This is a genomic window from Nocardioides daeguensis (genome assembly GCF_019192965.1).
In the GTDB taxonomy this organism is placed as follows: Bacteria; Actinomycetota; Actinomycetes; order Propionibacteriales; family Nocardioidaceae; genus Nocardioides; species Nocardioides daeguensis.
Window position 1 is genome coordinate 114,782 of the sequence record NZ_JAHTKU010000001.1, and the last position, 25,870, is coordinate 140,651.

29 protein-coding genes are annotated in these 25,870 nt (G+C 71.9%); 12 read left to right on the forward strand and 17 right to left on the reverse strand.

The window, feature by feature from the left end; translation table 11 throughout:
- Positions 1–40 precede the first annotated feature (40 nt).
- The 5 genes from KU893_RS00570 to KU893_RS00590 form a co-directional block, all read right to left on the reverse strand.
- Positions 41–856, reverse strand: a complete 816-nt coding sequence (locus tag KU893_RS00570) for an MlaE family ABC transporter permease (RefSeq protein WP_218232358.1) — start codon at positions 854–856, stop codon at positions 41–43.
- A 1-nt stretch (position 857) separates the two neighbouring features.
- Positions 858–1,754 (reverse strand): MlaE family ABC transporter permease, encoded by an 897-nt coding sequence (locus KU893_RS00575; RefSeq protein ID WP_246591396.1) that lies wholly within the window; start codon positions 1,752–1,754, stop codon positions 858–860.
- A 13-nt stretch (positions 1,755–1,767) separates the two neighbouring features.
- Positions 1,768–3,123 carry an aldehyde dehydrogenase family protein gene (locus KU893_RS00580; RefSeq protein WP_218232359.1) on the reverse strand — a complete coding sequence of 452 codons (1,356 nt, stop codon included), beginning with the start codon at positions 3,121–3,123 and terminating at the stop codon, positions 1,768–1,770.
- Positions 3,124–3,170: 47 nt separating this feature from the next.
- Positions 3,171–4,715, reverse strand: coding sequence for an acyl-CoA synthetase (locus KU893_RS00585; protein ID WP_218232360.1), 1,545 nt, complete (start codon positions 4,713–4,715; stop codon positions 3,171–3,173).
- 99 nt (positions 4,716–4,814) lie between these two features.
- Positions 4,815–5,219, reverse strand: a complete 405-nt coding sequence (locus tag KU893_RS00590; protein ID WP_218232361.1) for an SCP2 sterol-binding domain-containing protein — start codon at positions 5,217–5,219, stop codon at positions 4,815–4,817.
- 280 nt (positions 5,220–5,499) lie between these two features.
- Between KU893_RS00590 and KU893_RS00595 the strand changes: the two genes are divergently transcribed.
- From KU893_RS00595 to KU893_RS00610, 4 genes are all read left to right on the forward strand, one after another.
- Positions 5,500–6,051 (forward strand): TetR/AcrR family transcriptional regulator, encoded by a 552-nt coding sequence (locus KU893_RS00595; RefSeq protein ID WP_218232362.1) that lies wholly within the window; start codon positions 5,500–5,502, stop codon positions 6,049–6,051.
- A 108-nt stretch (positions 6,052–6,159) separates the two neighbouring features.
- Positions 6,160–7,125: a PDR/VanB family oxidoreductase gene (locus tag KU893_RS00600; protein ID WP_218232363.1), complete on the forward strand. Its 966-nt coding sequence runs from the start codon at positions 6,160–6,162 to the stop codon at positions 7,123–7,125.
- Between the two features lie 102 nt (positions 7,126–7,227).
- On the forward strand, positions 7,228–8,061 hold the full coding sequence (locus tag KU893_RS00605; RefSeq protein ID WP_218232364.1) for an SDR family oxidoreductase: 834 nt from the start codon (positions 7,228–7,230) through the stop codon (positions 8,059–8,061).
- A gap of 59 nt (positions 8,062–8,120) precedes the next feature.
- Positions 8,121–9,374: a cytochrome P450 gene (locus KU893_RS00610; protein WP_218232365.1), complete on the forward strand. Its 1,254-nt coding sequence runs from the start codon at positions 8,121–8,123 to the stop codon at positions 9,372–9,374.
- Positions 9,375–9,471: 97 nt separating this feature from the next.
- Here the strand turns inward: KU893_RS00610 and KU893_RS00615 are convergent, their stop codons facing one another.
- From KU893_RS00615 to KU893_RS00635, 5 genes are all read right to left on the reverse strand, one after another.
- Complete coding sequence (locus KU893_RS00615; RefSeq protein WP_218232366.1) at positions 9,472–10,446, reverse strand: ERCC4 domain-containing protein; 975 nt, start codon at positions 10,444–10,446, stop codon at positions 9,472–9,474.
- A 2-nt stretch (positions 10,447–10,448) separates the two neighbouring features.
- Positions 10,449–10,598 carry a hypothetical protein gene (locus KU893_RS00620; protein WP_218232367.1) on the reverse strand — a complete coding sequence of 50 codons (150 nt, stop codon included), beginning with the start codon at positions 10,596–10,598 and terminating at the stop codon, positions 10,449–10,451.
- The gene (locus KU893_RS00625; protein ID WP_218232368.1) at positions 10,595–11,314 is read right to left on the reverse strand and encodes a helix-turn-helix domain-containing protein; all 720 of its coding nucleotides are present in this window, start codon (positions 11,312–11,314) and stop codon (positions 10,595–10,597) included. The genes KU893_RS00620 and KU893_RS00625 overlap by 4 nt, the downstream gene beginning before the upstream one ends.
- A gap of 218 nt (positions 11,315–11,532) precedes the next feature.
- On the reverse strand, positions 11,533–12,585 hold the full coding sequence (locus KU893_RS00630) for a class I SAM-dependent RNA methyltransferase (protein ID WP_218232467.1): 1,053 nt from the start codon (positions 12,583–12,585) through the stop codon (positions 11,533–11,535).
- Between the two features lie 68 nt (positions 12,586–12,653).
- Positions 12,654–14,693, reverse strand: a complete 2,040-nt coding sequence (locus tag KU893_RS00635) for an APC family permease (RefSeq protein WP_218232369.1) — start codon at positions 14,691–14,693, stop codon at positions 12,654–12,656.
- Positions 14,694–14,852: 159 nt separating this feature from the next.
- Between KU893_RS00635 and KU893_RS00640 the strand changes: the two genes are divergently transcribed.
- Together KU893_RS00640 and KU893_RS00645 are read left to right on the forward strand one after the other, a co-directional pair.
- A complete protein-coding gene (locus KU893_RS00640; RefSeq protein ID WP_218232370.1) occupies positions 14,853–15,518 on the forward strand; it encodes a potassium channel family protein in 666 nt (221 codons plus the stop codon).
- A 14-nt stretch (positions 15,519–15,532) separates the two neighbouring features.
- Entirely contained in the window at positions 15,533–16,207 is a 675-nt protein-coding gene (locus KU893_RS00645) for a potassium channel family protein (protein ID WP_218232371.1), read from the forward strand.
- Between the two features lie 4 nt (positions 16,208–16,211).
- On the opposite strand, the gene KU893_RS00650 is transcribed toward KU893_RS00645, so the two are convergent.
- Genes KU893_RS00650 through dut form a run of 4 tightly spaced genes read right to left on the reverse strand, consistent with a single transcriptional unit; the run spans position 16,212 to position 18,394 of the window.
- Positions 16,212–16,940, reverse strand: coding sequence for a DUF3159 domain-containing protein (locus KU893_RS00650; RefSeq protein WP_257440723.1), 729 nt, complete (start codon positions 16,938–16,940; stop codon positions 16,212–16,214).
- Entirely contained in the window at positions 16,937–17,296 is a 360-nt protein-coding gene (locus KU893_RS00655; RefSeq protein ID WP_218232372.1) for an OB-fold nucleic acid binding domain-containing protein, read from the reverse strand. The genes KU893_RS00650 and KU893_RS00655 overlap by 4 nt, the downstream gene beginning before the upstream one ends.
- Before the next feature lie 8 nt (positions 17,297–17,304).
- Positions 17,305–17,979: a DUF3710 domain-containing protein gene (locus KU893_RS00660; protein ID WP_218232373.1), complete on the reverse strand. Its 675-nt coding sequence runs from the start codon at positions 17,977–17,979 to the stop codon at positions 17,305–17,307.
- 13 nt (positions 17,980–17,992) lie between these two features.
- Positions 17,993–18,394: a dUTP diphosphatase gene (dut, locus tag KU893_RS00665; RefSeq protein ID WP_246591462.1), complete on the reverse strand. Its 402-nt coding sequence runs from the start codon at positions 18,392–18,394 to the stop codon at positions 17,993–17,995.
- Positions 18,395–18,521: 127 nt separating this feature from the next.
- On the opposite strand from dut, the gene KU893_RS00670 reads away from it, so the two are divergent.
- Together KU893_RS00670 and KU893_RS00675 are read left to right on the forward strand one after the other, a co-directional pair.
- Positions 18,522–18,998, forward strand: coding sequence for a DUF3093 domain-containing protein (locus tag KU893_RS00670; protein WP_218232375.1), 477 nt, complete (start codon positions 18,522–18,524; stop codon positions 18,996–18,998).
- A 26-nt stretch (positions 18,999–19,024) separates the two neighbouring features.
- On the forward strand, positions 19,025–19,315 hold the full coding sequence (locus KU893_RS00675) for a DUF4235 domain-containing protein (RefSeq protein WP_218232376.1): 291 nt from the start codon (positions 19,025–19,027) through the stop codon (positions 19,313–19,315).
- 139 nt (positions 19,316–19,454) lie between these two features.
- On the opposite strand, the gene KU893_RS00680 is transcribed toward KU893_RS00675, so the two are convergent.
- From KU893_RS00680 to KU893_RS00690, 3 genes are all read right to left on the reverse strand, one after another.
- Positions 19,455–19,745 (reverse strand): DUF4193 domain-containing protein, encoded by a 291-nt coding sequence (locus KU893_RS00680; RefSeq protein WP_218232377.1) that lies wholly within the window; start codon positions 19,743–19,745, stop codon positions 19,455–19,457.
- Positions 19,746–19,880: 135 nt separating this feature from the next.
- On the reverse strand, positions 19,881–20,684 hold the full coding sequence (locus tag KU893_RS00685; protein ID WP_218232378.1) for an inositol monophosphatase family protein: 804 nt from the start codon (positions 20,682–20,684) through the stop codon (positions 19,881–19,883).
- Positions 20,681–21,760: a ferrochelatase gene (locus KU893_RS00690; RefSeq protein WP_257441122.1), complete on the reverse strand. Its 1,080-nt coding sequence runs from the start codon at positions 21,758–21,760 to the stop codon at positions 20,681–20,683. Before KU893_RS00690 ends, KU893_RS00685 begins: the two co-directional genes overlap by 4 nt.
- Positions 21,761–21,792: 32 nt before the next feature.
- Between KU893_RS00690 and KU893_RS00695 the strand changes: the two genes are divergently transcribed.
- The 4 genes from KU893_RS00695 (at position 21,793) to sepH (ending at position 25,804) form a co-directional block, all read left to right on the forward strand.
- On the forward strand, positions 21,793–23,025 hold the full coding sequence (locus KU893_RS00695; protein WP_218232379.1) for an MFS transporter: 1,233 nt from the start codon (positions 21,793–21,795) through the stop codon (positions 23,023–23,025).
- Positions 22,988–24,313 (forward strand): D-arabinono-1,4-lactone oxidase, encoded by a 1,326-nt coding sequence (locus KU893_RS00700; protein WP_218232380.1) that lies wholly within the window; start codon positions 22,988–22,990, stop codon positions 24,311–24,313. The genes KU893_RS00695 and KU893_RS00700 overlap by 38 nt, the downstream gene beginning before the upstream one ends.
- Positions 24,306–24,704 carry a YchJ family protein gene (locus tag KU893_RS00705; RefSeq protein WP_257441119.1) on the forward strand — a complete coding sequence of 133 codons (399 nt, stop codon included), beginning with the start codon at positions 24,306–24,308 and terminating at the stop codon, positions 24,702–24,704. The genes KU893_RS00700 and KU893_RS00705 overlap by 8 nt, the downstream gene beginning before the upstream one ends.
- A 74-nt stretch (positions 24,705–24,778) precedes the next feature.
- A complete protein-coding gene (gene sepH / locus KU893_RS00710; RefSeq protein WP_218232381.1) occupies positions 24,779–25,804 on the forward strand; it encodes a septation protein SepH in 1,026 nt (341 codons plus the stop codon).
- The last annotated feature ends 66 nt before the right edge of the window (positions 25,805–25,870 follow it).

The following is a 25,870-nucleotide window of genomic DNA, read 5'->3' on the forward strand; positions in this document are numbered from 1 at the left end:
TCTCTCCTTGTCTTGGGACTTGTCCGGCGGTTGGGCGCGCTCAGCCGGCGACGTGCACCGAGGCCTGGCCCCACAGGGCCAGCCCGAAGGCGAGGTCGACGAGCATGATCCCGATCAGCGAGGTCCGGACCGCGACGCCGACCGCACGTCCCACACCGGCCGGGCCGCCGCCGGCCCGGAAGCCGTGGTAGCAGCAGACCGAGACGATGACGAGGGCCATGAGCACGGTCTTGAGCAGCGCCAGCACCAGGTCGGAAGGCACCAGGAAGGTGTCGAAGTAGTGCGAGTAGGTGCCGGGGGCCTGGCCGTAGCCCACGGTCACCACGACCTTGGTCGCCAGGTAGGTCATGATCACCGCGCAGGCGAACAGCGGTACGACGGCGACCAGGCCGGCGATGATCCGGGTGCTCACCAGGTAGGGCACCGGTGGCACCGCCATCACCTCGAGCGCGTCGATCTCCTCGCTGACGCGCATGGCCCCGATCTGCGCGGTGAAGCCGGCGCCGACGGTGGCGGTCAGCGCGATGCCCGCGATGATCGGGGCCACCTCGCGGGTGTTGAAGTAGGCGGAGAAGAACCCGGCCATCGAGGAGGCGTTGATGTCGCCCATCGAGGTGTAGGCCTGCAGGCCGACCTCGAAGCCGGCGGCCGCGGACAGGAAGCCGATCACCAGCACGGTGCCGCCGATCAGCGCGAGCGCGCCGGAGCCGAGCGAGACCTCGGCGAGCAGCCGCACGATCTCGCGGCGGTAGCGGCGGATCGCCCGCGGGAACTCGGCGTAGGCGCGGCCGTGGAAGGCCACCTGCTCGCCGAGGTCGACCAGGGTCCTGGCCGGACCCGAATCACCCAGTGCCATCTCAAGCGCCCTTCAGGCTGAGGAAGATCATCGTGATCACGGTGTTCGCAGCGAAGAGGAGCATGAAGGAGAAGACGACCGTCTGGTTGACGGCGTCGCCGACGCCCTTCGGACCACCCTTCGCGTTGAGGCCGAGGTAGCAGGCGGTCAGGCCGGCGAGCAGACCGAAGACGGCCGCCTTGATCTCGGAGGTGATGAAGTCGCTGACACCGACCAGCAGGGTGAGGTCGGTGACGTAGAGCCCCGGGGTGGCGCCCTGCAGCATGACCGAGAACACGTAGCCGCCGACCAGGCCGACCAGCGAGACGACACCGTTGAGACAGATCGCCACGAGCGCGGAGGCGAGCACCCGCGGCACCACCAGCCGCTCGACCGGGTCGATGCCGAGGGTGACCATCGCGTCGATCTCCTCGCGGATCTTCCGCGCCCCCAGGTCCGCGCACATCGCCGTCGCCCCCGCGCCGGCGACGACCAGCACGCTGACCACCGGACCGATCTCGCGGATCACCGCGAGCGCCGCACCCGCACCGGCCAGGTCGACCGCACCGATCTGGATCAGCAGCTCGTTGACCTGGAAGATGACGATCACGCACAGCGGGATCGAGACCAGGATCGCCGGCCCCAGGGAGACCGAGGTGATGAACCAGGCCTGGGTCATGAACTCGACCAGCCGGAACTTCCGGGTGAACATCGTCCGGAAGGTCTTGGCGCAGAACCGGTAGAAGTCGCCGATCACGCCGAGGAACTGCGTGGGCGTGCTGACCAGGGCGAGCAGCATGCTCGAGCGCAGCGCCTCCTGCGCGATCTGATCGGTCTGCTCGGTGCTGCCGGCCAGGCGATCGGCCGGTCCGGCATCCGGTCCGGTCCGGGGCGGACGGACCGCGGTGTCGTTGGTCATTTGCCGCAGCCGATCAGAAGAGACGACGGATGATCTTGACCGCCCGGTCGCTGTAGGGCGGGTAGATGATCGACGGGTCGGGTCGGAAGCTCTTGACCAGCACCGACTTGCGGTGGCTGAACTCGGCGAAGCCGGCGTGCCCGTGGTAGGCCCCCATCCCGCTGGGGCCGACGCCGCCGAACGGCAGGCTGGGCACCAGGCAGTGCATGGCGACGTGGTTGACCACCGTGCCGCCGGCCGGGACCTCGGCGACGATCCGTCGCCGGGCGACCCGCGAGCGGGAGAAGAGGTACGTCGCCAGCGGCTTGGGCCGGTCGTTGACGAAGTCGATCGCCTCGTCGAGCGAGCCGACCCGAAGCACGGGCAGCACCGGACCGAAGATCTCCTCGCTCATCAGCGGCTCGTCGAGCGCCGGGCCCACGACGACGGTGGGCTCGATCCGGAGGGTGTCGGGGTCGCTCCCGCCGCCGTGCGCGACACGGCCCTGGGTCGCGGCGATCGCTGAGACCAGACGGTCGAACTGGCGCTCGTTGACGATCGGCTGGCCGGCCGGCTCACCGCTGCGGAACGCGGCCAGGTGGGTGCCGATCCGGTCGACGAGCTCGTCGTGCACGTCGCTGTGCGCGAGCACGTAGTCGGGAGCGATGCAGGTCTGGCCGGAGTTGAGCAGCTTGACCCAGGCCAGTCGCTTGGCCGTCACCTCGAGGTCCGCCGTGGCGTCGACGATGACCGGGCTCTTGCCGCCCAGCTCGAGGGTCACGGGGGTCAGGTGCGGCGCGGCACCGGCCATGATCTTGCGGCCGATCTCCGTGCCGCCGGTGAAGAGCGCGTGGTCGAAGCCCTGGGCGAGCAGCTCCTGGGTGACCGAGGCGTCGCCCTCGACGACGGCGACCGCCTCGGGGTCGAGGTACCTCGGCAGCCACTCGGCGAGCATCCGCGAGGTGGCCGGCGCGATCTCCGACGGCTTGACCACCACGGTGTTGCCCGCCGCGACCGCGGCGACCAGCGGGCCGAGGGTGAGGAAGACGGGGTAGTTCCAGGGGCTGATGATCAGCACCGTGCCCTTGGGCTCGGGACGGGTCATCGCCCAGCCAGGCAGCTGCGTGGCCGGCAGCGGGCGGGGCGTGGGCAGCATCCAGCGGCGCAGGTGGCGCTTGGCGTGGCTGGCCTCGGCGCGGCTACCGGCGATCTCGCCGAGCCACGCCTCGACCGGTCCACGGCCCAGGTCCGCGGCGACGGCGGCGACGATCTCGGCCTCGCGCTCGTCGCAGAACCGCTCGATGCCCTCGAGCTGCTGCCTACGCCAGGCCAGCGACTGGGTGCGCCCGGTCCTGAAGACTCGGCGCAGCTGCGCTACGACCGTCGGCACGGGGGCTCCCTCCGCCCCCGTGCCGGCGGAGCTCTCGACCTGCGCGCTCATCGGGCTGCCGCGCTCAGGTAGGTGTCGACGATGGTGCGCTTGAGCAGCTTGCCCGTGGGCGTGCGCGGCAGGTCGTCGACGAAGTCCAGCGTGCGCGGTGCCTTGTAGTGGGCGACGCGCTCGCGGACGTACTCGATCAGCTCGGCGGCCAACGCGTCGGAGGTCTCCACGCCCGGGCGGACCTGGACGACGGCCTTGACCTGCTCCCCCATCTCGGGGTCCGGCAGGCCGACGACAGCGACGTCGTGCACCGCCGGGTGCATGATCAGGACGTCCTCGACCTCCTGCGGGTAGATGTTCACCCCGCCGGAGATGATCATGAAGGCCTTGCGGTCGGTCAGGTAGAGGTAGCCGTCCTCGTCGAGCCGGCCGAGGTCGCCGACAGTGGTCCAGCTGCTGTGGACGGGGTGCTCGGCCTCCTTCGTCTTCTCCGGGTCGTTGTGGTACTCGAAGGGACGGACCTCCCGCTCGAAGTAGACGGTGCCGACCTCGCCGACCTCCAGCTCGTTGCCGTCGTCGTCGCAGATGTGGGCCGGACCGAGCATGCTGCGTCCGACGGAGCCACGGTGGGCCTGCCACTCCGGCGTCGTGATCAGCGTCAGTCCGTTCGCCTCGGTCGAGGAGTAGTACTCCACGAGGATCGGACCGAGCCAGTCGATCATGGCGTCCTTGACCTCGGGCGGGCACGGCGCGGCGGCGTGGATCGCCAGGCGCAGGCTCGAGACGTCGTAGGAGCGGCGCTGGTCCTCCGGCAGCTGGAGCATGCGGACGAACATCGTCGGCACGACCTGGGTGACGGTGACCCCGAACCGCTCGACCGCCGACAGGAGCTCGGCGGCGCCGAACTTCTCCATCATCACCACGGTGCCGCCGTAGGCGTGCACGGCGCTGCACCACTTCAGCGGTGCGGCGTGGTAGACCGGCGCCGGCGAGAGGTAGACGTCCTCGGGACCGAGCTTGAACGCCATGCCGGCCAGACCGGTGATCGGGTCACCCGGCTGGTCGACCTGGATGCCGAGCAGCGGCGGCTTGATGCCCTTGGGGCGGCCGGTGGTGCCCGAGGAGTAGAGCATGTCCGCACCGCGCGGCTGGTCAGCGAGCCGCTCGCTGCCGGCGGCGGCGATCAGCTCTTCCATCGACCCGTACCCCGCGATCTCGCCACCGAAGGCGAAGGCGTGCGACACCTCGGGCAGCAGCGCCCGGATCGCCTCGGCCTGCGCGGCGATGCCGGCGGAGGCCATCAGCACCTTGGCGCCGCTGTCGGTGACGATGTACGCCGACTCTGCCGGCGCCAGGTGCCGGTTGATCGCGGTGATGTAGAGCCCGGAGCGCAGCGCCGCCCAGTAGACGGTCAGGCACTCCAGCGCGTTGTCGCTGAACATCGCGACGACGTCGCCCGGGCGAAGGCCCAGGTCGTGCCAGGCCTTCGCGAGGGCGGCCGAGGCGTCGTCGAGCTCGCGGTAGGTCAGGGACCGGCCGGAGCCGGCCATGACGACGGCGATCTTGTCGGGCGTGGTGGCAGCGTGGACGCCGGGGAACATCTGGGGACAGCTCCTAGCAGGTCTCGGGGCAGGTCGGGAGGGCAGCGCAGTCCGACCCGGCGGCCGCGAGCTCGGCGGGACGGTGGACGGGGCTGCGGGTCAGGCGACGAGGTCGTCGCGACCGTCCGCGCGCAGGCGGTCCGCGTACATCGGGTACAGCTTCTTGCTCAGCGGCACCAGCTTGAGCAGCGCCGTCTTGTTTCCGTTGACCTTCACCAGGCCACGGGCCATCGCCATGGCCAGGTTGACCTTGCCCTGCCAGAACTTGTTGGCGGTCTCGGCCGTCATGGTCATCGTGGCGTCGGGCTCGACCCCGTCGATCGTTCCGGCGACGATCTCGCCGGTGGCGGTGTTGACGGTGACGGTGGTGTCGGGCTCGGTGTAGTCGAACTGCAGGACGAGGGCCGCGGCGGCGAGCTTCGGGCCGAGCTCGTCGTCATCGAGACCGAGGCGGAACACGCCGCCGAGGTAGTCGAGGACCTCGGCCTGGTCGCTGAATCCCATGGAAGTGCCTTTCGAGTGGGTGCGCGTCGAGGCCCACCGCGGCCCGGGACGGGCGGACGCAGCGGGACCGACGCGCGAGAACGTGGGGCGCGACGCCGGCTGGAACGTGCCCGGTGAGGTGACGCTAGCCACGTCGCGCACCGACCGTAACAAAAGTGGACTTATGTTGGGAAGAGGAAAGATCAACATAGTCTTGTCCACGCCCACCTCGCCAGCAATCCGCCCAGCGAGCGGCCGGCGCCCGCTAGCCTCGCCCCGACCCTTCCCGAGAGGAGCCCTGATGGCTCGACGCGTCACCCCGGAGCACTACTTCGCCCGCGCGATGCAGCTGCTGGCCGACGACGGCTACCCGGCCCTGAAGCAGGCCACCTTGTGCAAGGCGCTGGGCGTGACCACCGGCTCCTTCTACAACCACTTCGGCAACTGGCAAGGATTCACCGACCAGCTGCTGAACCAGTGGCGCGAAGAGCGCACGCTCCAGATCGCCGAGGCCGCCGCCCAGGCGACGGACCCGGTCGACGCCCTGGAGCGCCTGCGCGACATGGCCTGCACCCTGCCCTATCGCTCCGAGGCGGCGATCCGAGCCTGGTCCCTGACCGACCCCCTGGTCGCCCGCATCCAGGCCCAGGTCGACCGGGAGCGGCTCGACACCGTCCAGCGGGCGATGGACGCGATGTTCACCGACCCCGCCGTGGCGGAGATGTGGGCGCGCAGCGCGATCTACCTGCTGATCGGCTTCGAGCAGTTCGAGACCCACCCGCACAACACGCGGCGGCTGACCTGGGCGCTGAACAAGATGCTCGAGCAGATCCAGGCCGAACGCGACCACTGAAACGCCGCTCCTCTTCGGCCCGCCCGGACCTTTTTTCGAGAGAGTGCTTGCCACGGAACATAAGACGGCTTATGTTCCGTGGTGTCCCAAGCCACTCCCGGAGGACCGATGAGCATCCTGGAAGCAAGTCCCGCCGCAGCGCCGTCCGCCACCCTCGCCGTGCGGGTTGAGCACGTCATCCCCGTCGCCGACGGCATCGTCTCCCTCCGCCTGACCGGCGTCGACGGCGCGCCGCTACCGACCTGGTCCCCCGGCGCCCACATCGACCTCCACCTCGGCGACGTCGTCCGGCAGTACTCGCTGTGCGGAGTCCCCGACGAGCCCGGATACCAGGTGGCGGTGCTCCGGGAGCCCGCGAGCCGTGGCGGGTCGGCATACGTGCACGAGCAGCTGTCCGTCGGCGACACGCTGACAGTCTCGACCCCGCGCAACCACTTCGAGCTGCGGCCCTCACCCCGCTACCTGTTCCTGGCCGGCGGCATCGGCATCACCCCGATCCTGACGATGGTGCGAGCCGCCGACGCCGCAGGCGCCGACTGGCGCCTGGTCTACGGCGGCCGCTCCCTGGCGACCATGGCCTTCCGCGACGAGCTCGCGGCGTACGGCGACCGCGTGCAGCTGCGTCCGCAGGACGAGCACGGCCTGCTGGACCTGGCCGGGCTGCTCGGCACGCCGCTGGAGGACACCGCGGTCTACTGCTGCGGCCCCGCGCCCCTGCTGAGCGCGGTCGAGGAGCACTGCGCCACCTGGCCGTCGGGCAGCCTGCACGTCGAGCACTTCACCGCCGCGGAGGTCGACACCAGCGCGGATGGCGCATTCGAGGTCGAGTTCCGGGCCAGCGGCGTCACGGTCTCCGTCCCCGCGGGGACCAGCGTGCTCGACGCAGCAGCCGCGGTGGGTGTCGACATCGAGAGGTCGTGCTCCTCGGGCGTGTGCGGCACCTGCGAGTCCCTGTTGCTCGAGGGCGAGCCCGACCACCGCGACCACGTGCTCACCGACGAGGACCGCGAGGAGGGCTACTTCATGCCCTGCGTCTCGCGTGCCCTCGGACCGCGGCTGGTGCTCGACCGCTGACGCCCGGCGCCCTCGCGCCCCCCGATCCCGACCCTGCCGATCCCCGCGTGCGCCCCTGCCCGCTGTCCCGGCACCTCCGCCCTGCCGCTCGAAGGAGAGCACATGTCCCAGCCCCAGCACCTGACCGGTCGTCACGTCGTCATCACCGGTGCCGCCCGCGGCATCGGTCGCGCCACCGCCGCCGAACTGCTCGGCCGCGGCGCCCGGGTGAGCATCGGTGACATCGACCGGGAGGCCGCCGCCAGGACCGCCGCCGAGCTCGGCGAGCGTGCCGTCGGCCTGCACGTCGATGTCACCGACCCCTCGTCGTTCGCCACCTTCCTCGACGAGGCACGTGCCGCCCACGGCGGCGTCGACGTCCTGGTCAACAACGCCGGGGTGATGCCGATCGGCGCGTACCTGGACAGCTCCGCGGAGGTCGAGCGGCGTTCGATCGAGATCAACGTGCTCGGCCCGCTCACCGGGATGCGCCTGGTCCTCCCGGAGATGGTGGCCCGCGGCGGCGGACACGTCGTCAACGTGGCCTCCACCGCCGGGCGAGCGGCCATCCCGGGCGGCGTGGCCTACTGCGCGGCCAAGGCCGCCATCGTGCACGGCACGGAGGCGATGCGCGTCGAGCTGGGCCACACCGGCGTCGACTTCACCGTGGTCATGCCCGGCTTCGTCAACACCGACCTGGTCGCCGGCACGAAGGGCCTGCGGATGATCCCCAACCTCGAGCCCGAGGACGTCGCGACCGCGATCGCCGAGGCGCTGCGCACCCGCCGCAAGGACGTCTTCGTGCCCTGGGTGATGGGACCGATCATCCGCACCCAGCCGTTCCTCGGCCGGCGGCTGCGCGACTTCTTCAACCGCCGGATGGGCGCCTACGACGCCTTCCTCGACATAGACCAGTCCCAGCGCGCCCACTACAGCGAGCGCGTCGGCCGGTCCTGACCCCGCAACGCCTGCCCCCGCCCGGACCACCGGACCCCGTCCCGAAGGAGACCACCGAGATGACCACCGCGCCCGAGACCAAGCGCCCCTACCACCCGCTCAGCCTGTCCGACATGGACTTCTGGGCCCTCACCACCGAGCAGCGCGATCCCGTCTTCGCCCAGCTCCGCGCCGAGGCGCCCGTCAGCTGGCACCCTCCCGTCGCCGGGAAGCTGATGACGCCGGAGAACGACGGCTACTGGGCGGTGACCACCAACGAGCTGATCGCCGAGGTCAGCAACAACCCCGAGATCTTCTGCTCCGGCGAGGGCATCCAGTTCGAGGAGGTCCCCCAGGAGTTCCAGGACGCGGCCCTGTCGTTCCTCGGCATGGACGGCGAGCGTCACCTCAACTACCGCCGGCTCGTGCACGCGGCGTTCACCCCGCGCCAGGTCCGCAAGATCGAGGCCCAGGTCGAGGCGCGCGCGGCCAAGCTGGTCGACGAGCTCATCGAGGCCGGCAGCGGCAACTTCGTCGCGCAGCTGGCCGCCCGGCTCCCGATGGACACCATCTACGACATGCTCGGCCTGCCTGACGAGCTGCGCAAGGAGGCGGCGCACCTCGCCGACATGCTCGTCGGCTGGAACGACCCCGAGCTCGCCGCCGGCCGCAGCCCCGCTGACATGGTCTCCGACAGCCTGATCGGGCTGCTCACCATGGCGCTCGAGTTCACCGCCGAGACCCGGGCCAACCCCCGCGACGACATCTGGACCGAGCTCACCCGCGCCGAGGTCGACGGCGAGCAGCTCAGCGACGAGGACATCGCGTCGTTCTTCGTGCTCCTCTCGGTCGCCGGCAACGACACCACCCGCAACACGATCACGCTGGGCACCAAGGCGCTGCTCGAGCACGCCGACCAGCGTGCGTGGCTGATGGAGGACTACTCGGGTCGGATCAACCGCTCGATCGAGGAGATCGTGCGCTGGGTCAGCCCGGTGATGACCTTCCGTCGGACGGCGACCCGGGACACGGTGCTCGGCGGGCAGGAGATCAAGGCCGGTGAGTGGGTCGTGATGTTCTACGCCTCGGGCAACCGGGACGAGCAGGCGTTCGAGGACCCCTGGACCTTCGACCTCTCCCGCGAGCCGAACGGCCACGTCGGCTTCGGCGGCGGCGGCCCGCACTACTGCATGGGCCACTTCCTGGCGAAGATGCAGCTGCGGCACATCTTCCACCAGCTGCTGACCCGGGTCCCGGACCTCGACCTGGGCGAGCCGCGGCACGTCGTCGGGAACTTCGTCTACGCCGTCAACCACCTGGACTTCCGGGTCTGAGCGGCCCACGCAGGCACCTCAGCGCAGGTCGGGCCCGGCCTTCGTCAGCAACCCGACGCACTCGGGGTGGCACCCACGGTCGCCCGCGCTCGCAGCGTCAGATCTCGCCGCGAGCGCGGGCCTCCAGATACCGGTCCGTCACCGCCGCCGGGATCCGGCCGCGGTCGGAGACGACGATGCCGTGTGCGGACGCCCAGCGACGGACGTCGGCCGGCGTCGCCGGTGGGGGCGCGAGCGGCGGAGCCACTTCGAGGGCTCGCACGACGAGGTCGCCGACCGCTTCCTCGGCGAGCCCTACGCGCGCAGCCGCGAGGAAGCGGTAGGTCCACTCCTGGGCGAGCTTGCGGGTCTCGCAGAAGACGATCGGGACGGTCGGGAACCGGATCTGGCACTCGGCGATCCCGTCTGCCACGACACTCGGCCGGACGTGGTCGAGCTTGAAGACCTGGGAGTACCGCTCCTCGACGACCACCGCGGCGCGTGGGATCGCCGCCAGCTCGGTGAGCTGGAACTTCAGCCTGCCCGTTGTCAGCGAGGTCACGAGATCCGCCAGGGACTTGCGCTCGACCGTGGCCTGCAGCAGCCCGTCGACGACGAGTCCGTAGTCGCCGGCGTTGAGCGGCTCGCGTCGGGTCGTCGCCTGCCGGTCTGCGAACGTGAACGGATAGCGCTCGCGGTGATCGATCGCGATCTCCAGATCGGCGAGCCCGCTCGCGCGGGCGCCAGGAAGCGTCACCGCAGGCCGCGCTTGCTTGGACGTGCGGGCGGTCTGCCAGAAGATCATCTGCCTGCCGCGGGCGTTGGTCACGACGATCTGCGAGCGGTTCTCCCGGCCCCGGTCGAGCACAAGGTCGATCGCAGCGCCGCGCCTCACGCACGACCGCACGGGCACTCGCTCGATGATCTCGGCCTCCGCTGGCCACCCCTCGACGCGGTGGCAGTAGACCTTTCCGGTGCGCGGCCAGGTGTCCTTCGCCTTGAGGATGATCCCGTCCCCGAGCGGGATCCGCAGGAGATAGGGCAGCGTCGACCCGGGCTCGGTGTTGCGGGCGATCACGAAGTCTTCCGGCATGGCTACAGGTCCCCCGCCATGGTGAGCCGAGCGAGTGAGTCCTCGGCGTCGGGAATCTCAAGCAGCAGCGCGTCCGCGAGCCGCTCATGGAGGTCCAGCAGCCCCAGCCAAGATGAGGTCTGCTCGGGCGGCATGGAGGGAAGGACGATCAACGCTCAACCTCCTTCCACTCCGGGGCGAGCTCGTGCACCAGTTCAGCGGCGCGTGCTTCCTCGCGCGGCCCGCGGTGCTCGGCAAGGTCGGCCGCGAGCCGGAGCCGCGAGTTCGGGAACGGATACTGCCCGTCCGGGATCACATGGAGTACAACATTGGCCCCGCGGTCGGATTCGACCAGGAGATAGTCCTTCGCGACGCCCTCGACCTTCGACTCTTCGAGGTAGCCCTCGACGTCCCCGGAGGCGATACCGCTTGCGCCCAGGTCGACCAAGGAAGCCCACCGAGAATCGGCCCGCAGATCGGCCAGGTCGGCGGGCGCCGCGCGGAGGAGTCGCCGCTCGGCGCGATTGCGGAACATCGATCGAAGCGAGACCGCGAGTTCACCCACCGACTCCTCGTCGTCGGCGCGCACGAGGTACGGAGCGAGCAGGCGGTCGAGGTGCACGCGAGCCCGTGCGCTGGTGACTGAACCCCCTTCCTTCAGCCTGTCGCGGTCATTCTCGGAGGCAGCAATGACCGCCCAGGCGGATCGCAGGGAAATCGGGCGACCGGCCTTGCTGCGCTCCTGGATGCGCACCAAGGAACGCTCGTCGACCACCCACTGTGATCCGATGCGTTCGGCGGCCAGTGAGCCGTCCGCGATGCGCTGGTGGATTCGGGGCACGCTGACGCCGAGCCGTTGTGCAGCCTGAGCGACGCTCACCGATGCCATGCGCATAATCATAGAAGAGTTTCAAGGATTGTGAAATGCCTCCGGATCACAGCCCGGGGTCCTTGCTCGAACTGGATTCGAGGGCATCGACCGGTCGGAGTAGCGGTTGAACAGGACCGAGGGGCCCTTGTGGCGGGTCTGGGCGGAGATGCGGGCGGTGGGTACGCCGGCGGGGTGGGCCTCCGTCGAGAGCCCGACTTTCATCACCGCCGGTCAGATCAGCTTCGCTCGAACTTCGCGACGCACTCGACGTGGTGCGTCATCGGGAACAGGTCGAAGGCGCGCAGCGACGCGAGCCGATATCCGTGCTCGGCGAAGATCGCGACGTCACGGGCCAGCGCCGAGGGGTCGCAGGCGACGTAGGCGACGGCCCGGGGACCGCGGGCCACCACCTGCTCGACGACGGCGCGCTTCGCACCGACCCGCGGCGGGTCGAGCACGACCAGGTCGGCGTGGCCCCACGCGCCGGGGAGTCCGGCGGCGAGCACGGACCCGACGTCACCGGGTACGGCGGTGATGCCGGGGCAGTTGCGCTCGGCCAGGGCCGATGCGGCGGCGTCGCCCTCGACCGCGAGGACCCGGCCGGTCGGGCCGACGGCCTCGGACAGGAAGCGGCTGAACAGCCCCACGCCGGCGTACAGGTCCAGGGCGCTCTCCCCCGGCTTCGGGTCCAGGGCGTCGAGCACCGCGCCGACCAGGGCTTCCGGAGCACCCGGGTGGACCTGCCAGAAGCCGCCGTCGGCGACCTCGAAGGACCTCCCCCGGACCTCGTACGACGGACCGCCGGGCGCCTCGAGCAAGCACTCCTCGACCGGGATGACGTCGTGGGAGCGGTGCTTGCGCATCCCGCGACCACCGTCGGGCAGCGGGACGTAGCGCTGCCGGGTGCGCCAGCGCAGCCCGTCCTGGTCGCCCGGCACCGCCTCGACGGTGACGTCGAGGCGGGCGAGGCGGCGCAGCTGCTCGCGGACGACGTCGGCCTTGAGCGCACGCTGGGCCGGGACGCCCACGTGCTGGAAGTCGCAGCCCCCACAGAGCCCGGGTCCGGCGTACGGGCAGGGCGCGGCGACCCGGTCGGGCGAGGGCGCGAGCACCTCGACGGCGTCGCCCCGCCAGAACTTGTCGCCCTCAGTGCCCTCGGTGATCTCGAGGACCACCCGCTCACCGGGCAGGGCGTGCCGGACGAAGACCACCCGGTCCTCGACCCGCGCCACGCAGTGGCCGCCGTGGGCGACGGGACCGACCTCGACCTCGAACCGCCGCCCGGCCATCGAGGCTCCGCGGGCGGTGCGGGCCCGCGGCCGTCGCGCCTGCTGGGCCCGGCGAGGGGCGGGGCGGCTCACCGCGGGGCCTGCCGGTCGCTGCCGCGCACGCGGCCACGGCGCAGGTCGCCGGCGTGGACCCGGTGCTCCTCGCGCTCCTCGCGCTCGAGGGCGATCTCGGAGGACCGCAGCTGGTAGGGCACCGAGATGACCATGACGCCGGGCGTGAACAGCAGCCGGCCCTTGAGGCGCAGCGCCGTCTGGTTGTGCAGGAACTGCTCCCACCAGCGGCCCACGACGTACTCGGGGATGAAGACGGCCACGACCCCTCGCGGGTTCGCGCGCCGGATCGCGGAGGCGTACTCGACGATCGGCTTGGCCACCTCGCGGTACGGCGAGTGCAGCACCTTGAGCGGGATCCCGGTGTTGCGCTCGTCCCACTCCTCCAGCAGGCGCGCCGTGTCCTGCTGGTCGACCGAGACGTAGACGCCCTCGAGCGAGTTCGGCCGGGTCGCCTTCGCGAATGCCAGCGCCCGCAGCGTCGGCTTGTGCAGCTTGGAGACCAGCACCATGGCGTGCACGCGGGTCGGCAGCGCCTTGTCCGTCTCGTCGGCCGCGAGCTCACGCTCGACGTTGTCGTAGTGCCGCTTGATGCCCTTCATCACCGCGAAGAAGAAGGTCATGGCCAGGATCGTGATCCAGGCGCCGGCGAGGAACTTGGTGAGCAGCACGACGACCAGCACGACCGCGGTGAAGGACAGGCCGACGGCGTTGATGGTGCGCGAGCGGATCATCCGGCGGCGCTCGCCGGGGTCGCGCTCGGTCGCGAGGTGGCGGGTCCAGTGCCGGATCATGCCGAGCTGGCTGAGGTTGAAGGAGACGAAGACACCCACGATGTAGAGCTGGATCAGCTTCGTGGTCTCCGCGTCGAACGCGACGATGAGCACGATCGCCATCAGGGCGAGGAACACGATGCCGTTGCTGTAGGCGAGCCGGTCGCCGCGGGCGCCGAGGGCGCGGGGCGCCAGACCGTCCTTGGCCAGGATGGAGCCGAGCACCGGGAAGCCGTTGAACGCGGTGTTGGCGGCGAGCACCAGGATGATCCCGGTGACCGTGACGACGAAGTAGAAGCCGGGGCTGAAGTCGTGGAAGACCGCGTCGGCGATCTGCGCGATCACCGCGTGCTGGTCGTAGCCGTCGGGGACCGGCACGCCGTCGCGGGTCAGCCGCTCCAGCTCGTGCGGGTCGACGTACTTCAGCCCGATCTGCTTGGCCAGCACGATGACGCTGATCATCATCGTGATCGCGATCAGGCCGAGCAGGAGCAAGGTGGAGGCGGCGTTCTTGCTCTTCGGTCGCCGGAACGCCGGGACCCCGTTGGAGATCGCCTCGACACCGGTCAGCGCCGCACACCCGGACGAGAACGCGCGGGCGAGCAGCACGACCAGCCCGAAGGTCGTCAGCGGCTCCTCCCAGCCCTCGCGGGGAGCGATCTCGAGGCCCGCGCTCTCGGCCATCGGCAGCGAACCACCGAGCGCCTGGACCAGGCCGTAGGCGCACATGCCGAGGATCGCGAACATGAACAGGTAGGTGGGGATCGCGAAGAAGGTGCCCGACTCGCGGATGCCGCGCAGGTTCATCGCCATCAGCAGCAGCACCAGGACGACCGCGATCAACGCCTCGTGGTCCTGGAAGGCGGGTATCGCCGCCGAGGCGTAGTTGGCACCCGACGAGATCGACACCGCGACCGTGAGCACGTAGTCGACCAGCAGCGCGCTCGCGACCGTGATGCCCGCCGTGCGGCCGAGGTTGACGGTCGCCACCTCGTAGTCGCCGCCACCCGACGGGTAGGCGTGCACGGTCTGGCGGTACGACGCGATCACGGCCGCCATCACGATGGCGACCGCGATGCCGATCTTCCACGACCAGATGTACTGGGAGGCACCGGCGATGGCCAGCATGATGAAGATCTCGTCGGGCGCGTACGCGACCGACGACAGTGCGTCACTCGCGAACACCGGGAGCGCGATCCGCTTCGGGAGCAGTGTCTCCCCCAGCTGGGCGCTGCGCAGCTTGCGTCCGAGGAGGATGCGCTTCGATACGTCTCCGACACCCACGAGCGACAACGGTAGGGCATCGAGGGCCCAACCCAACGTTCGCTGCGCCACCAGGTCGGGGACGACCGGCCGGCGGGGCGCGCCGCCGACGCCCACGTGACGGGTGCTGCCCGCGAGGGGACTCGGAGCCTGAGCCAGCACTGCTATAGCGTGCTCATCGTGCACGTCGTGATCATGGGATGTGGCCGGGTCGGCTCCACGCTGGCCCGCAGCCTCGAGGACCGCAACCACACGGTGTCGATCATCGACAGCGAGCCCGACGCCTTCCGCCGGCTCGGCCCGGGGTTCAACGGCGACAAGATCCCCGGGATCGGCTTCGACCAGGAGGTCCTGGAGAAGGCGGGCATCCGCCGGGCGGACGCGTTCGCGGCCGTGTCGAGCGGTGACAACTCCAACATCATCGCGGCGCGCGTCGCCCGGGAGACGTTCGGCATCCAGCAGGTCGTCGCCCGCATCTACGACCCCGGCCGCGCCGAGGTCTACCAGCGGCTCGGCATCACCACCGTCGCGACGGTGAAGTGGACCGCCGACCAGGTGCTGCGCCGGATCCTGCCGGCCGGTGCCGAGCCGGACTTCCGCGACCCGTCGGGCACGATCCGCGTCGACCACATCCCGGCCCCCGAGGTCTGGGTGGGCGCCCGCGTCGGCCAGCTCCAGGAGCAGGCCCGCTGCCGGGTGGCCTGGATCGACCGGCTCGGCGAGGGCGTGCTGCCCGACCGCGACAGCGTGATCCAGGAGGGCGACAGGCTGCACCTGGTCACCCGCGAGGAGTCCGCGGACCAGGCGTACGAGGTGCTGGGCCGCGGGCCCGAGCACGAGGGCTGAGGGAGAGCAGACAGATGCGCGTCGCCATCGCCGGAGCAGGGGCCGTCGGCCGCTCGATCGCCCGCGAGCTGATCGAGAACGGCCACGAGGTGCTCCTCATCGACAAGTCCCCGTCCTCGATCCGCCCCGAGCGGGTCCCGGACGCCGAGTGGCTCCTCGCCGACTCCTGCGAGCTCTCCTCGCTGGAGGAGGCCCGCCTCGACAAGTGCGACGTGGTGATCGCGGCCACCGGCGACGACAAGGCCAACCTGGTCACCTCGCTGCTCGCCAAGACCGAGTTCGGCGTCCCCCGCACCGTGGGCCGGGTCAACCACCCCAACAACGAGTGGCTGTTCACCGAGGCCTGGGGCGTCGACGTCAACGTCTCGACCCCGCGGATCATGTCGGCGCTGGTCGAGGAGGCCGTGAGCGTCGGCGACCTGGTCCGGCTGTTCACCTTCCGCAAGGGCAACGCCAACCTGGTCGAGATGGTGCTGCCGGCCGACTCGCCGTACGTCGGCAAGGCGTCGGGCCTGATCCCGCTGCCGGAGAACTGCGCGCTGGTCTCGATCCTGCGCGACGGCCAGGTCTACGTGCCGACGCCGGAGCAGCCGGTCGAGTCGGGCGACGAGCTGCTGTTCGTGGTCCCGGCCGAGGCCGAGGACGAGCTGGAGCGCCTGCTCGCCCCGGGTTCGCACCCGGGGAAGTAGCCGCTCAGGCGGGCTCGGCGTCCGTGCTCGCCGCCTCGACCTCGGCGGACGGGGTCAGCGGCGTGGCGTTGCGAGCGAGCAACCAGATCATCACCGACCACGAGCCGATCCGGAGCACCCAGCCCAGGCCGGTGCGCAGGATCAGGATGAGCACCACGGCCTGGTCGGCGTCGATGCGTCCGCTGTGCCCGAGCAACCAGACCGGCCCCTGGAGCAGGACACCGATCGCGCCGGGCAGCAGCATCACCCAGGTCAACCGGCTGCACAGCCGCACGACCTGCGGGTCGTCGTGCCACGCGGTCGGGTCGCCGGTGACGCTGCCGAGCATGAAGCCGAGCATCGGCCAGCCGATGAGGCAGGTGAGCCCGATCACGACGGTGTAGCCGAGGCTGATCAGGATGCCGGGGAGGAAGAACGCCAGTGCCTGGTCGGACTCGGAGCCGCCCGAGCTCTGCGCCCAGCGGACGAAGACCCAGCCGATGCCGATGCCGAAGACGGCGTTGAGCACGTACTGGGTGCTCGAGCGCTGAACCACGCGGGCCACCAGGGCCAGGCCGGCGATCACGAGACTGCCGACCAGCGCCCACTGGAGCTCCTTGGTGCTGAGCCAGACAGCGGTGAACGCGACGCCCGGGATGGCGGCCTCCGCCATCCCCCGCCGGCCACCGAGGGCCGAGGCGAGCTGCTTGCGGACCAGCGCCTCGACGGTGTCGATCCCGATGGGGGCGTTCACAGCAGCTCGTAACGGGGGTTGAAGAGGATCCGGTGCCCGTCCTGGGCGCCGATCCGGCCGCGGACCTCGAGCGCGCGGCCCGGGTCGATGCCGGCGATGCGCCGCCGGCCCAGCCAGATCACCGTGACGACGCCGGTGCCGTCGTACAGCTCGGCCTCGAGGGCGGGTACGCCGCCGCGCGGGCGCAGCGTCACCGTGCGCAGGGTGCCACGCAGCCGGACCGGCAACCGGTCGGGGGCGTCGCCGATGCAGACCACACCGTCGCCGCTGAACGTCTTGCGAAGGTCACGGGCCTCGGCCTCGTCGGGGTTCGCCCACTTGCTGATGGTGCGCCGCAGGCGGCTCTTGGTGCGCATGGGACAGCTCAGCTGGTCGAGACGGCCCGGGGCGTCGCACCCTCGGGCAGCGAGAGCGGGAGCTGCTCACCGACGGGCATGGCGTGGGCGCCCCGCCGGACCGCGACCTGGGCGATCGCGGACTCCCAGGCCTCCGCGGCCTCGGGGTCACGGGCCGGGTCGCCGAGCAGGGTGGCGCGCAGCAGCCAGCGCGGGCCGTTGATGCCGATGACCCGAGAGGTCTGGGTGCCGGTGACGCCGTCGGCGCGGGTCAGCTGCACCTCGCACACCAGCTCGGTGCCGAACCGGCCCTCGCGCTCGGTCGCCGTACCGCCGCGCCGAGCGGCGTCGGCGGCGATCTGCGGGCGGATCTCGCTCCACAGGTCGCCGTTGCGCGGCGCCGCGAAAGCCCGCAGCTCGAGGGCGCCGGCGTCGTCGGCCAGCAGCACGGCGCGGACCTCACCGGACTGCTCGTCGACCTGGACGCGCAGCTCGCGGTCGTCCGCGGGGGCGACCAGGAGCGAGCCGAGGTCGAGACGGGCCACACCGTCGTCGGGGATGTCGTCGGCGTCGAACGGACCGGCGGTCGGGCCGGTGGTCGGGTCGGTCACCGGGTTCCCGGTGGCCTCGGGGGCCTCGGTGCCGGTGGCCTCGTCCCCCGCGTCCTCGACCGTCGGGTCGGCAGCCTTGCGCCGAAGCCTCACTGTGTCCTCCTCGTCACGCCTGGAATCCTCCGGTCGAACCGTAGCCGCCACTGCCACGCACGCTGTCCGGAAGGGCGGTCACCGGCTCGAACCGGGCCCGCTCCACCCGCTGGACGACCAGCTGGGCGACGCGGTCCCCCCTGCGCAGCGTGATCGCCTCCACCGGGTCGTGGTTGATCAGCAGCACCTTGATCTCTCCACGGTAGCCCGCGTCCACGGTTCCCGGGGTGTTGACGATGGAGAGGCCGTGCTTCGCGGCCAGGCCCGAGCGCGGGTGGATCAGCGCGACGTACCCCGGCGGCAGCGCGATGGCGATCCCGGTCGGGATCAGCGCACGCTCGCCGGGCGCCAGCTCCACGTCGACACCAGCCACCAGGTCGGCCCCCGCGTCCCCCGGGTGGGCGTACGCCGGCAGCGGCAGGCCGGGGTCGAGCTGCTGGACGGCGATCACCAGGTCGTGGGGGGTGGCGTGGTCGGGCACGGGGAGACCCTAGCGACCCCTCGCGACGAGGGCCGACCACCCGGATGGGATCATCCTCCCCGTGAGCGAGAGTGCGAGGTACCAGGAGCGACTGCGGGTCCCGCTGCGCTGGTGGGCCCAGGGCACGATGCTCGTCGCGACCCTCTGGCTGACCCTGATCGTCGCGCTGATCGGCCACGCCGCGTGGCTCGCGTGGGTCGTGACCGGGCTGGTGCTGGCCGGCATGGCCGCCTGGCTGCGGTCCTACGGCGGTGCCCGGGTCGTGGTGTCCGACGGCTGGTTCCGTGCCGGCCGGGCCCGGATCGAGATGGCGTACGTCGGCACGGCCGAGGCGCTCGACGCGGAGGCCACCCGGCGGGTGTCGGGTCCCGAGGCCGACGCGCGCGCGTACCTCCTGCTGCGTCCCTACCTGCGCCAGTCGGTCAAGGTGGAGATCACCGACCCGGCCGACCCGGTTCCGTACTGGCTGATCAGCTCGCGCCACCCGCGCGCGCTCGCGACCGCGCTCAACACCCGCACACCTGCCGCGCCCCGGTGACGCAGCCGACCACTAGGCTCGGCCCCATGGCAAAGGACAGCTCCAAGGTCTGGTCGGCGTTCTCCCTCGTCGCGGCGCTCGGCGCCGCGGCCGTGGCGAAGAAGGGGCTGGACACCGGCTGGCGGGCCGCCACCGGCAAGCAGCCGCCGGAGAACCCCGCCGATCCCGACGTCGACGTCTGGGAGGCCGTGGCGTGGGCCGCCGCGAGCGGCACCTTCGTCGCCCTCGCCAAGATGCTGGCCCAGCGCCGGGCGGCCAACTACTACCTGCGCTCGACCGGGCACCTGCCCCCGGGGCTGCGCCACGGCAACGCCTGAGGGACGACGACCGGGTGACATGACGAAGCGGGCGGGGGGGGGGGGGCGGCCCCCCCCCCGGGGGGGGTGGGGAAATAATAACAATCAGATGGCCCCCGGGGCGGGGGGGGCCCCCCCCCCCCGCCCGCTTCGTCATGTGTCAGATGCAGTCCTTGCAGATCATCTTCGCGGGATCCGCGAGCTGGCTGCGGTGGTGGACCAGGAAGCAGCTCATGCAGGTGAACTCGTCATCCTGCTTGGGCTTCACCTCGACGGCGAGCTCCTCGTGGGACAGGTCGGCACCGGGCAGCTCGAACGACTCGGCCGCCTCGGTCTCGTCCTCGTCGACCTTGCCCGAGTTCTTGTCGTGGCGGCGCGCCTTGAGCTCTTCGATGCTCTCCTCGGACTGCTCGTCCTCGTTCTTGCGCGGTGCGTCGTAGTCAGTCGCCATGACTGGTTGCTCTCTCCCCTCAGCTGGCCGCCACCCGCTGAAGCGTGCGGGTGGGCGCGGCAGATTGTGCACCATCGGAGGCCCTTCGCGACACCCGGGTCAGTGCGAGTCCCCAGAACAGAGGAGGAGCCGGTCCTATTCCCCTGCGTCCACGGCGAGGAATCCTGCGGTGCGCACCGCTGCCAGGAGCTCGTCGAAGCCGTGGTCCGGGGCACACACGACGGCCTCCCGGCCACCGGCCCCGACGGTCACCAGGAGGCGGGCTCCGGCGAGCCGGGCGATGAACCCGCCGGCCGCGTGGTCCCACAGGTGGACGCCCTCCTCGACGTAGCCGTCGAGGGCGCCCTCGGCCACCCGACACAGGTCGAGCGCGCACGACCCGGTACGCCGGATGTCGCGGATGTGCGGCAGCAGCCGGGCGGCCGCCGCGGCCTGCACCTCCCGCACCGGGCGGGTGTAGTTGAAGCCGGTGGCGATCAGGCGGTGCGCGAGCGGCGCCGGCCCGCGTACGGCCAGCGGCACGCCGTCGCGGGTCGGGACGCCGCCGGCGTGGGCGGCATAGAGAACGCCCTTGGCGACGTCCATCACCACCCCCGCGACGATCTCGCCGTCGACCTCGGCGGCGATCGAGACGGCGTACTCCGCGATGCCGTACAGGAAGTTCACGGTGCCGTCGATCGGGTCCACGACCCAGCGCACCCCGGTCGTGCCGGCGATGTCGTCGCCCTCCTCTCCGAGGAAGGCGTCATCGGGTCGGGCGGTGAGGACCAGTCGGCGGATCAGCTCCTCGCTGGCCCGGTCCGCGGCCGTGACGACGTCGATGTCGCTGGACTTGGTGGCGGCGACGGACACGCCCTTGGCGGCGTACTCGCGCACCAGGACGGCCGCGGCCCGGGCCACGTCCTCGGCCAGGGCGCGCAGCGCCGCAGGCTCGTTCACCCGCGGCTGCCCGTGCAGCAGCCGAGCGGGCAGTGGTCCCGGGCCGCCGGGGCGAGGGTGCGCTCGCGGGACGCGCGGTCGAGGACCAGCTCCCGGATCGCCGCCACGAACGCGGGGTGTGTGCCCGCGGACGCGGCACGCCGGGCCGGGAGGCCCAGCCGCTCGGCCGTCGCCAGCGCCTCGGTGTCGAGGTCGTAGACGACCTCCATGTGGTCGGACACGAAGCCGATCGGGGACAGGACGACGGCCGCCGCGCCCTCGGCCGCCAGCTCCTCGAGCCGGTCGTTGACGTCGGGCTCGAGCCACGGGATGTGCGGGGCGCCGGAGCGCGAGCAGTAGACGAGCTCGTGGGGTCGCTCGACGCCGGTGACGGCGGCGACCTGCGCCGCGACCGCCGCGGCGACGTCGAGGTGCTGGGCGACGTACGCGCCGCCCTGGGGCCCGCTCGCGTCGCTCATCGAGATCGGGATCGAGTGGGTGACGAACACCAGCCGGGCGTCGTCGCGCACCTCGACAGGCAGGGCGTCGAGCGCAGCGACGACGCCGTCGGCGTTGGCGGCGACGAAGCCCGGGTGGTCGCAGTACGCGCCGATCTTGTCGATCCGGGGTGCCACCAGGTCGGCGGGCACGGCGGCGAGGGCGGCCTCGAGGTTGTCGCGGTACTGGCGGCAGCCCGACCACGACGAGTACGCCGAGGTGGCCAGGCAGAGCACCCGGCGCACGCCGTCGCGGGCCATCTGCTCGACCGTGTCGGCGAGGTAGGGGTCCCAGTTGCGGTTGCCCCAGTAGACGGGGAGGTCGATGCCGTGCGCGGCGAGGTCCTCCTCGACCGCGGCGATCAGCGCCTTGTTCTGGTCGTTGATCGGCGAGCGGCCGCCGAACAGGAAGTAGTGCTGCCCCACCGCCTCGAGCCGTTCTCGCGGGATGCCCCGGCCGCGCGTGACGTTCTCCAGGAACGGCACGACGTCCTCGGGCCTCTCCGGGCCGCCGAAGGAGAGCAGCAGGAGCGCGTCGTAGGGATCGGTGGACCGGTCGGCGGGCAGAGGGTCCGGGCCGGCCTGCTGGGGATTGGGCACGCACCCATCGTAGGGAGGACCATGGACGGGCAATGTTGCAGACCTATCGCCAGATCTTCACGCCCGCGACGACCCGCTTCAGCCTGACCGGACTGGTCGCCCGCCTGCCCATCTCGATGGTCGGGCTCGGCATCGTCCTGCTCGCCGAGCACGAGACCGGTTCGTACGCCTTCGCCGGCTCGGTGTCCGCCGTCGCGGTCATCGCCAACGCGATGTTCGCGATCCCGCAGGGCCGGCTGATCGACCGCCTCGGCCAGGGCCGGGTGCTGCCGGTCGTCATCACCCTGTGGGGCATCGGGCTGGCCCTGGCGATGGGCTCGCTGTCCTGGGACTGGCCGACCTGGTCGACGTACGCGTTCGCGGTGCTGGCGGGCGCCTCGCTGCCGTCGGTCGGCACCTGCGTGCGGGCCCGGTGGTCGCACACGCTGGCCGAGCGCCCGGCCCTGCTGCACACGGCGTTCTCCTTCGAGGCCGTGGGCGACGAGGCCGTGTTCATCGCCGGACCGGTCGCCGTCACCCTGCTCGCGACGGCGGTGCACCCGGCCGCCGGCCTGGGGACGGCGCTGGTCGTCGGTGTCGCCGGCACGTTCGCGTTCGCGGTCCAGCGCGGGACCGAGCCGCCCGCCCACCCGCGCGTCGACGCGCACGCCGCCCGCCCGGCGATGCCGTGGGGCGCAATCGCGCCGCTCACCCTCGTCGGCATCGCGCTGGGACTCGTGTTCGGCGCGGCGGAGGTCGTGACCGTCGCGTTCGCCGACGAGCGGGGCCACCAGTCCCTCTCCGGCGTGCTGCTCGCCCTGTGGGCCCTCGGCAGCCTGCTCTCCGGCGTGGTGTCCGGGGCCGTGACCTGGCAGCGCGGGCCGCTGGCGCGGCTGCGGATCGGGGCGGTCGGGATGGTCGCGGCGACGGCGCCGCTGGCGTTCGTGCCCAACCTGCCCGTGATGGCGCCCGTGCTGCTGCTCAGCGGCCTGGCCATCTCACCGACCCTCATCGCCACAATGTCCCTGGCCGAGCAGGTCCTCCCACCCGCACGCCTGACCGAGGGCATGGCGTTCCTGCAGACCGGGCTGGCCGTGGGCCTGGCTCCCGGAGCCGCCGTCGCCGGCCTCGTCATCGACGAGGCGGGCGCCTCGCCGGCGTACCTCGTCTGCCTGGTGGGCGGTGTCCTCGTCCTCGTCGGCGCGCTGCTGATCCGAGTGGCGCCGGCGCCGGATAGCGTGCCTCCCCATGAGCACTTCCCCGCCAGCGCCGACGACCTGGCGTAACTGGTCCGGCCTCGAGTCCGCCGCCGGCCTCGAGGTCGTCCAGCCGGCCGACGCCACCGAGGTCGCCGAGGTCGTCCGCCGGGCCCGGAGCGCCGGTCGGACGGTGAAGAGCGCGGGCACCGGCCACAGCTTCACCGGCATCGCGACCCCGCAGCACGTCCACCTGCGCCCGGAGCGGATGCGCGGCATCGTCGGCGTCGACCGGGACGCCCTGACCGTCACGGCGCTGGCCGGGACACAGCTCAAGGTCTTCAACGCCGAGCTCGCCCGCCTCGGCCTGAGCCTGCACAACATGGGCGACATCGCCGAGCAGACCCTCGCCGGAGCGATCTCGACCGGCACCCACGGCACCGGCGGCCGCGCGGCCGGCCTCGCCGCCCAGGTCGTCGGCCTCGAGCTGGTCACCGGCACCGGCGAGGTGCTGCGCGCCACCGCCACCGAGAACCCCGACGTGCTGGACCTCGCCCGCGTCGGCCTCGGCGCGCTCGGCGTGCTGACCACGATCACCTTCGCGGTGGAGCCGCTGTTCCTGCTCCGCGCCGAGGAGCAGCCGATGTCGTGGAACGACGCCCTGGCCGCCTTCGACGACCTGACCGCGGCCCACGACCACGTCGACATGTACTGGTTCCCCCACTCCGACCGGATGCTCACCAAGCGCAACACCCGGATGGGCACCGACCTCAGCGCCGTCGAGCCGCTCCCCCGCTGGCGCAGGTGGCTCGACGACGACCTGCTGTCCAACACCGTGTTCGGCGCCCAGACCGCCGCCCTCAACGTCGCGCCGGGCGTCATCCCGGCCGCCAACCGGTTCGCCTCGCGCCTGCTCGGCGGGCGCACCTACACCGACATCGCGCACCGGGTCTTCACCACCGAGCGTCGGGTCGTGTTCCGGGAGATGGAGTACGCCGTCCCCCGCGACGCCGGCCTCGACGTGCTGCGGGAGTGCCGCGCCGCGTTCGAGCGCTCCGGGCTCCGGGTGTCCTTCCCGGTCGAGATCCGGGTCGCGCCCGCCGACGACGTCCCGCTCTCGACGTCCTACGGTCGCGAGTCCTTCTACCTCGCCTTCCACACCCACCGGCGCGCCGACCACCGCGCGTACTTCGCGGTGCTGGAGCCGGTCCTGCGCGCGCACGGCGGCCGGCCGCACTGGGGCAAGTTGCACACCCTCGACGCCGACCAGGTCGCCGGGCTCTACCCACGGCTGCCCGACTTCCTCGCGCTGCGCGACCGGCTCGACCCCGACCGGGTCTTCACCAACGCCTACCTCCACCGGGTGCTCGGTGGCTGAGCCGCGCCCCGCCTGCCCCTGCGGCTCGGGGCAGACCTACGACGACTGCTGCCGCCCCCTGCACCGCGACCCCGGTTCGGCGCCGACCGCGGAGGCGCTGATGCGCTCGCGGTACTCCGCGTTCGTGAAGGGGCTCGCGTCGTACCTGCTGCACACCTGGCACCCCGCCACGCAGCCGCCGTCGCTGCAGCTCGACGAGCGGGTGGAGTGGACCGGTCTCGAGGTGCTCGCCGCCCAGGCCGGCGGCCCCGGGGACCGGCGCGGGATGGTCGAGTTCGTCGCCCACTTCACCCGCGACGGGCAGCCCGGCTCGCTGCACGAGATCAGCCGGTTCCGACGGCAGGGCGACACCTGGCTCTACGTCCGCGGGCGGGCCCGGTGGAGGGCGTAGGCTCGACCGATAGCCTGAGCACCCACCAGCAGCACCAGCACCACCACCAGCAGCAGCAACGACCTGAGGGCAGCATGAGCGACACGGCGGACCAGGGCGGCACCGAGCGCCCCGTGCGCCTGACCCTCGCCGCTGGCCAGACCGTCGGGACCGACCGGCGGCGAGTGTTGCTCGTGGACGACCAGGGCGGTGAGTTCACGCTCGACATCACCCCCGACCTGCGCGCAGCCGTGCGCGGCGACTCACCGCGTCGATTGGAGACACCGATGAGCAGCAGCATCCGGCCCCGCGAGATCCAGACCCGGATCCGGTCCGGCGAGTCCGCCGAGACGGTGGCGGAGGCCGCCGGCACCTCGGTCGAGGCGATCATGCCCTACGTCGCGCCCGTGCTCGCCGAGCGCGAGCACATCGCCGGGCGGGCGCAGCGGGCCTCGGTCCGGCGTACCCCTGGCGAGGGTCAGTCCGGCCCGGCCCAGAGCCGGGTGCTCGGCGACGCGGTCGCCGCGCACCTGCGCGGCCGGGGCGCAGACCCCGAGGCCGTGGCCTGGGACGCCTACCGGCGCGACACCGGCCGGTGGGTACTCACCGGCACCTTCGAGACCGCCGAGCGCGGCGGCGTCGCCCGGTTCACCTACGACGCCCCGGGCAACTACGTCCTCTCCGACAACGACGACGCCCGCTGGCTGATCGGCGAGGTGCTCGCGCCCGCCGCTCCCCCGGCGCGCGACGACCTCCAGCAGGCCCGCGAGCGCCGGCTGGCCGCCGTGCCCGAGGAGCTGCCGCTCGGCAGCGACGACACCGAGCCGACCCTGCCGACGCCGCCGACCCTGCCGCTGGGCGACTCGGCCGACCAGGCGCTCGACCTCGTCACCGGCGAGGCGGCCGAGCCGCTCGCGCCGCGGGTCGACGAGCCGATCCGCGCCACCGCCGAGGAGCCGGCCGCCGAGCGCGATGCCGAGCGCGATGCCGAGCGCGATGCCGAGCCGGCAGCCGAGACCGAGGCCGAGCGCGCCAAGCACCGCCGTCCGGTGCAGAAGAAGCGCGGCCGCGCCTCGGTGCCCAGCTGGGACGAGATCATGTTCGGCGGCGGCGACCAGTGAGGCCGTGAGGTCCACCCCTCCTCCTACCTCTCGGTAGCCGGCAGTGCCGCGGCTGTGCAAAAACGC

Excerpts from the sequence above, each read along its gene's own strand:
- KU893_RS00570 (WP_218232358.1), bottom strand. The coding sequence starts at position 856 with ATGGCACTGGGTGATTCGGGTCCGGCCAGGACCCTGGTCGACCTCGGC.
- KU893_RS00575 (WP_246591396.1), bottom strand. The coding sequence starts at position 1,754 with ATGACCAACGACACCGCGGTCCGTCCGCCCCGGACCGGACCGGATGCC.
- KU893_RS00585 (WP_218232360.1), bottom strand. The coding sequence starts at position 4,715 with ATGTTCCCCGGCGTCCACGCTGCCACCACGCCCGACAAGATCGCCGTC.
- KU893_RS00590 (WP_218232361.1), bottom strand. The coding sequence starts at position 5,219 with ATGGGATTCAGCGACCAGGCCGAGGTCCTCGACTACCTCGGCGGCGTG.
- KU893_RS00595 (WP_218232362.1), top strand. The coding sequence starts at position 5,500 with ATGGCTCGACGCGTCACCCCGGAGCACTACTTCGCCCGCGCGATGCAG.
- KU893_RS00600 (WP_218232363.1), top strand. The coding sequence starts at position 6,160 with ATGAGCATCCTGGAAGCAAGTCCCGCCGCAGCGCCGTCCGCCACCCTC.
- KU893_RS00605 (WP_218232364.1), top strand. The coding sequence starts at position 7,228 with ATGTCCCAGCCCCAGCACCTGACCGGTCGTCACGTCGTCATCACCGGT.
- KU893_RS00610 (WP_218232365.1), top strand. The coding sequence starts at position 8,121 with ATGACCACCGCGCCCGAGACCAAGCGCCCCTACCACCCGCTCAGCCTG.
- KU893_RS00615 (WP_218232366.1), bottom strand. The coding sequence starts at position 10,446 with ATGCCGGAAGACTTCGTGATCGCCCGCAACACCGAGCCCGGGTCGACG.
- KU893_RS00625 (WP_218232368.1), bottom strand. The coding sequence starts at position 11,314 with ATGGCATCGGTGAGCGTCGCTCAGGCTGCACAACGGCTCGGCGTCAGC.
- KU893_RS00630 (WP_218232467.1), bottom strand. The coding sequence starts at position 12,585 with ATGGCCGGGCGGCGGTTCGAGGTCGAGGTCGGTCCCGTCGCCCACGGC.
- KU893_RS00645 (WP_218232371.1), top strand. The coding sequence starts at position 15,533 with ATGCGCGTCGCCATCGCCGGAGCAGGGGCCGTCGGCCGCTCGATCGCC.
- KU893_RS00655 (WP_218232372.1), bottom strand. The coding sequence starts at position 17,296 with ATGCGCACCAAGAGCCGCCTGCGGCGCACCATCAGCAAGTGGGCGAAC.
- KU893_RS00675 (WP_218232376.1), top strand. The coding sequence starts at position 19,025 with ATGGCAAAGGACAGCTCCAAGGTCTGGTCGGCGTTCTCCCTCGTCGCG.
- KU893_RS00680 (WP_218232377.1), bottom strand. The coding sequence starts at position 19,745 with ATGGCGACTGACTACGACGCACCGCGCAAGAACGAGGACGAGCAGTCC.
- KU893_RS00695 (WP_218232379.1), top strand. The coding sequence starts at position 21,793 with ATGTTGCAGACCTATCGCCAGATCTTCACGCCCGCGACGACCCGCTTC.
- KU893_RS00700 (WP_218232380.1), top strand. The coding sequence starts at position 22,988 with ATGAGCACTTCCCCGCCAGCGCCGACGACCTGGCGTAACTGGTCCGGC.
- sepH (WP_218232381.1), top strand. The coding sequence starts at position 24,779 with ATGAGCGACACGGCGGACCAGGGCGGCACCGAGCGCCCCGTGCGCCTG.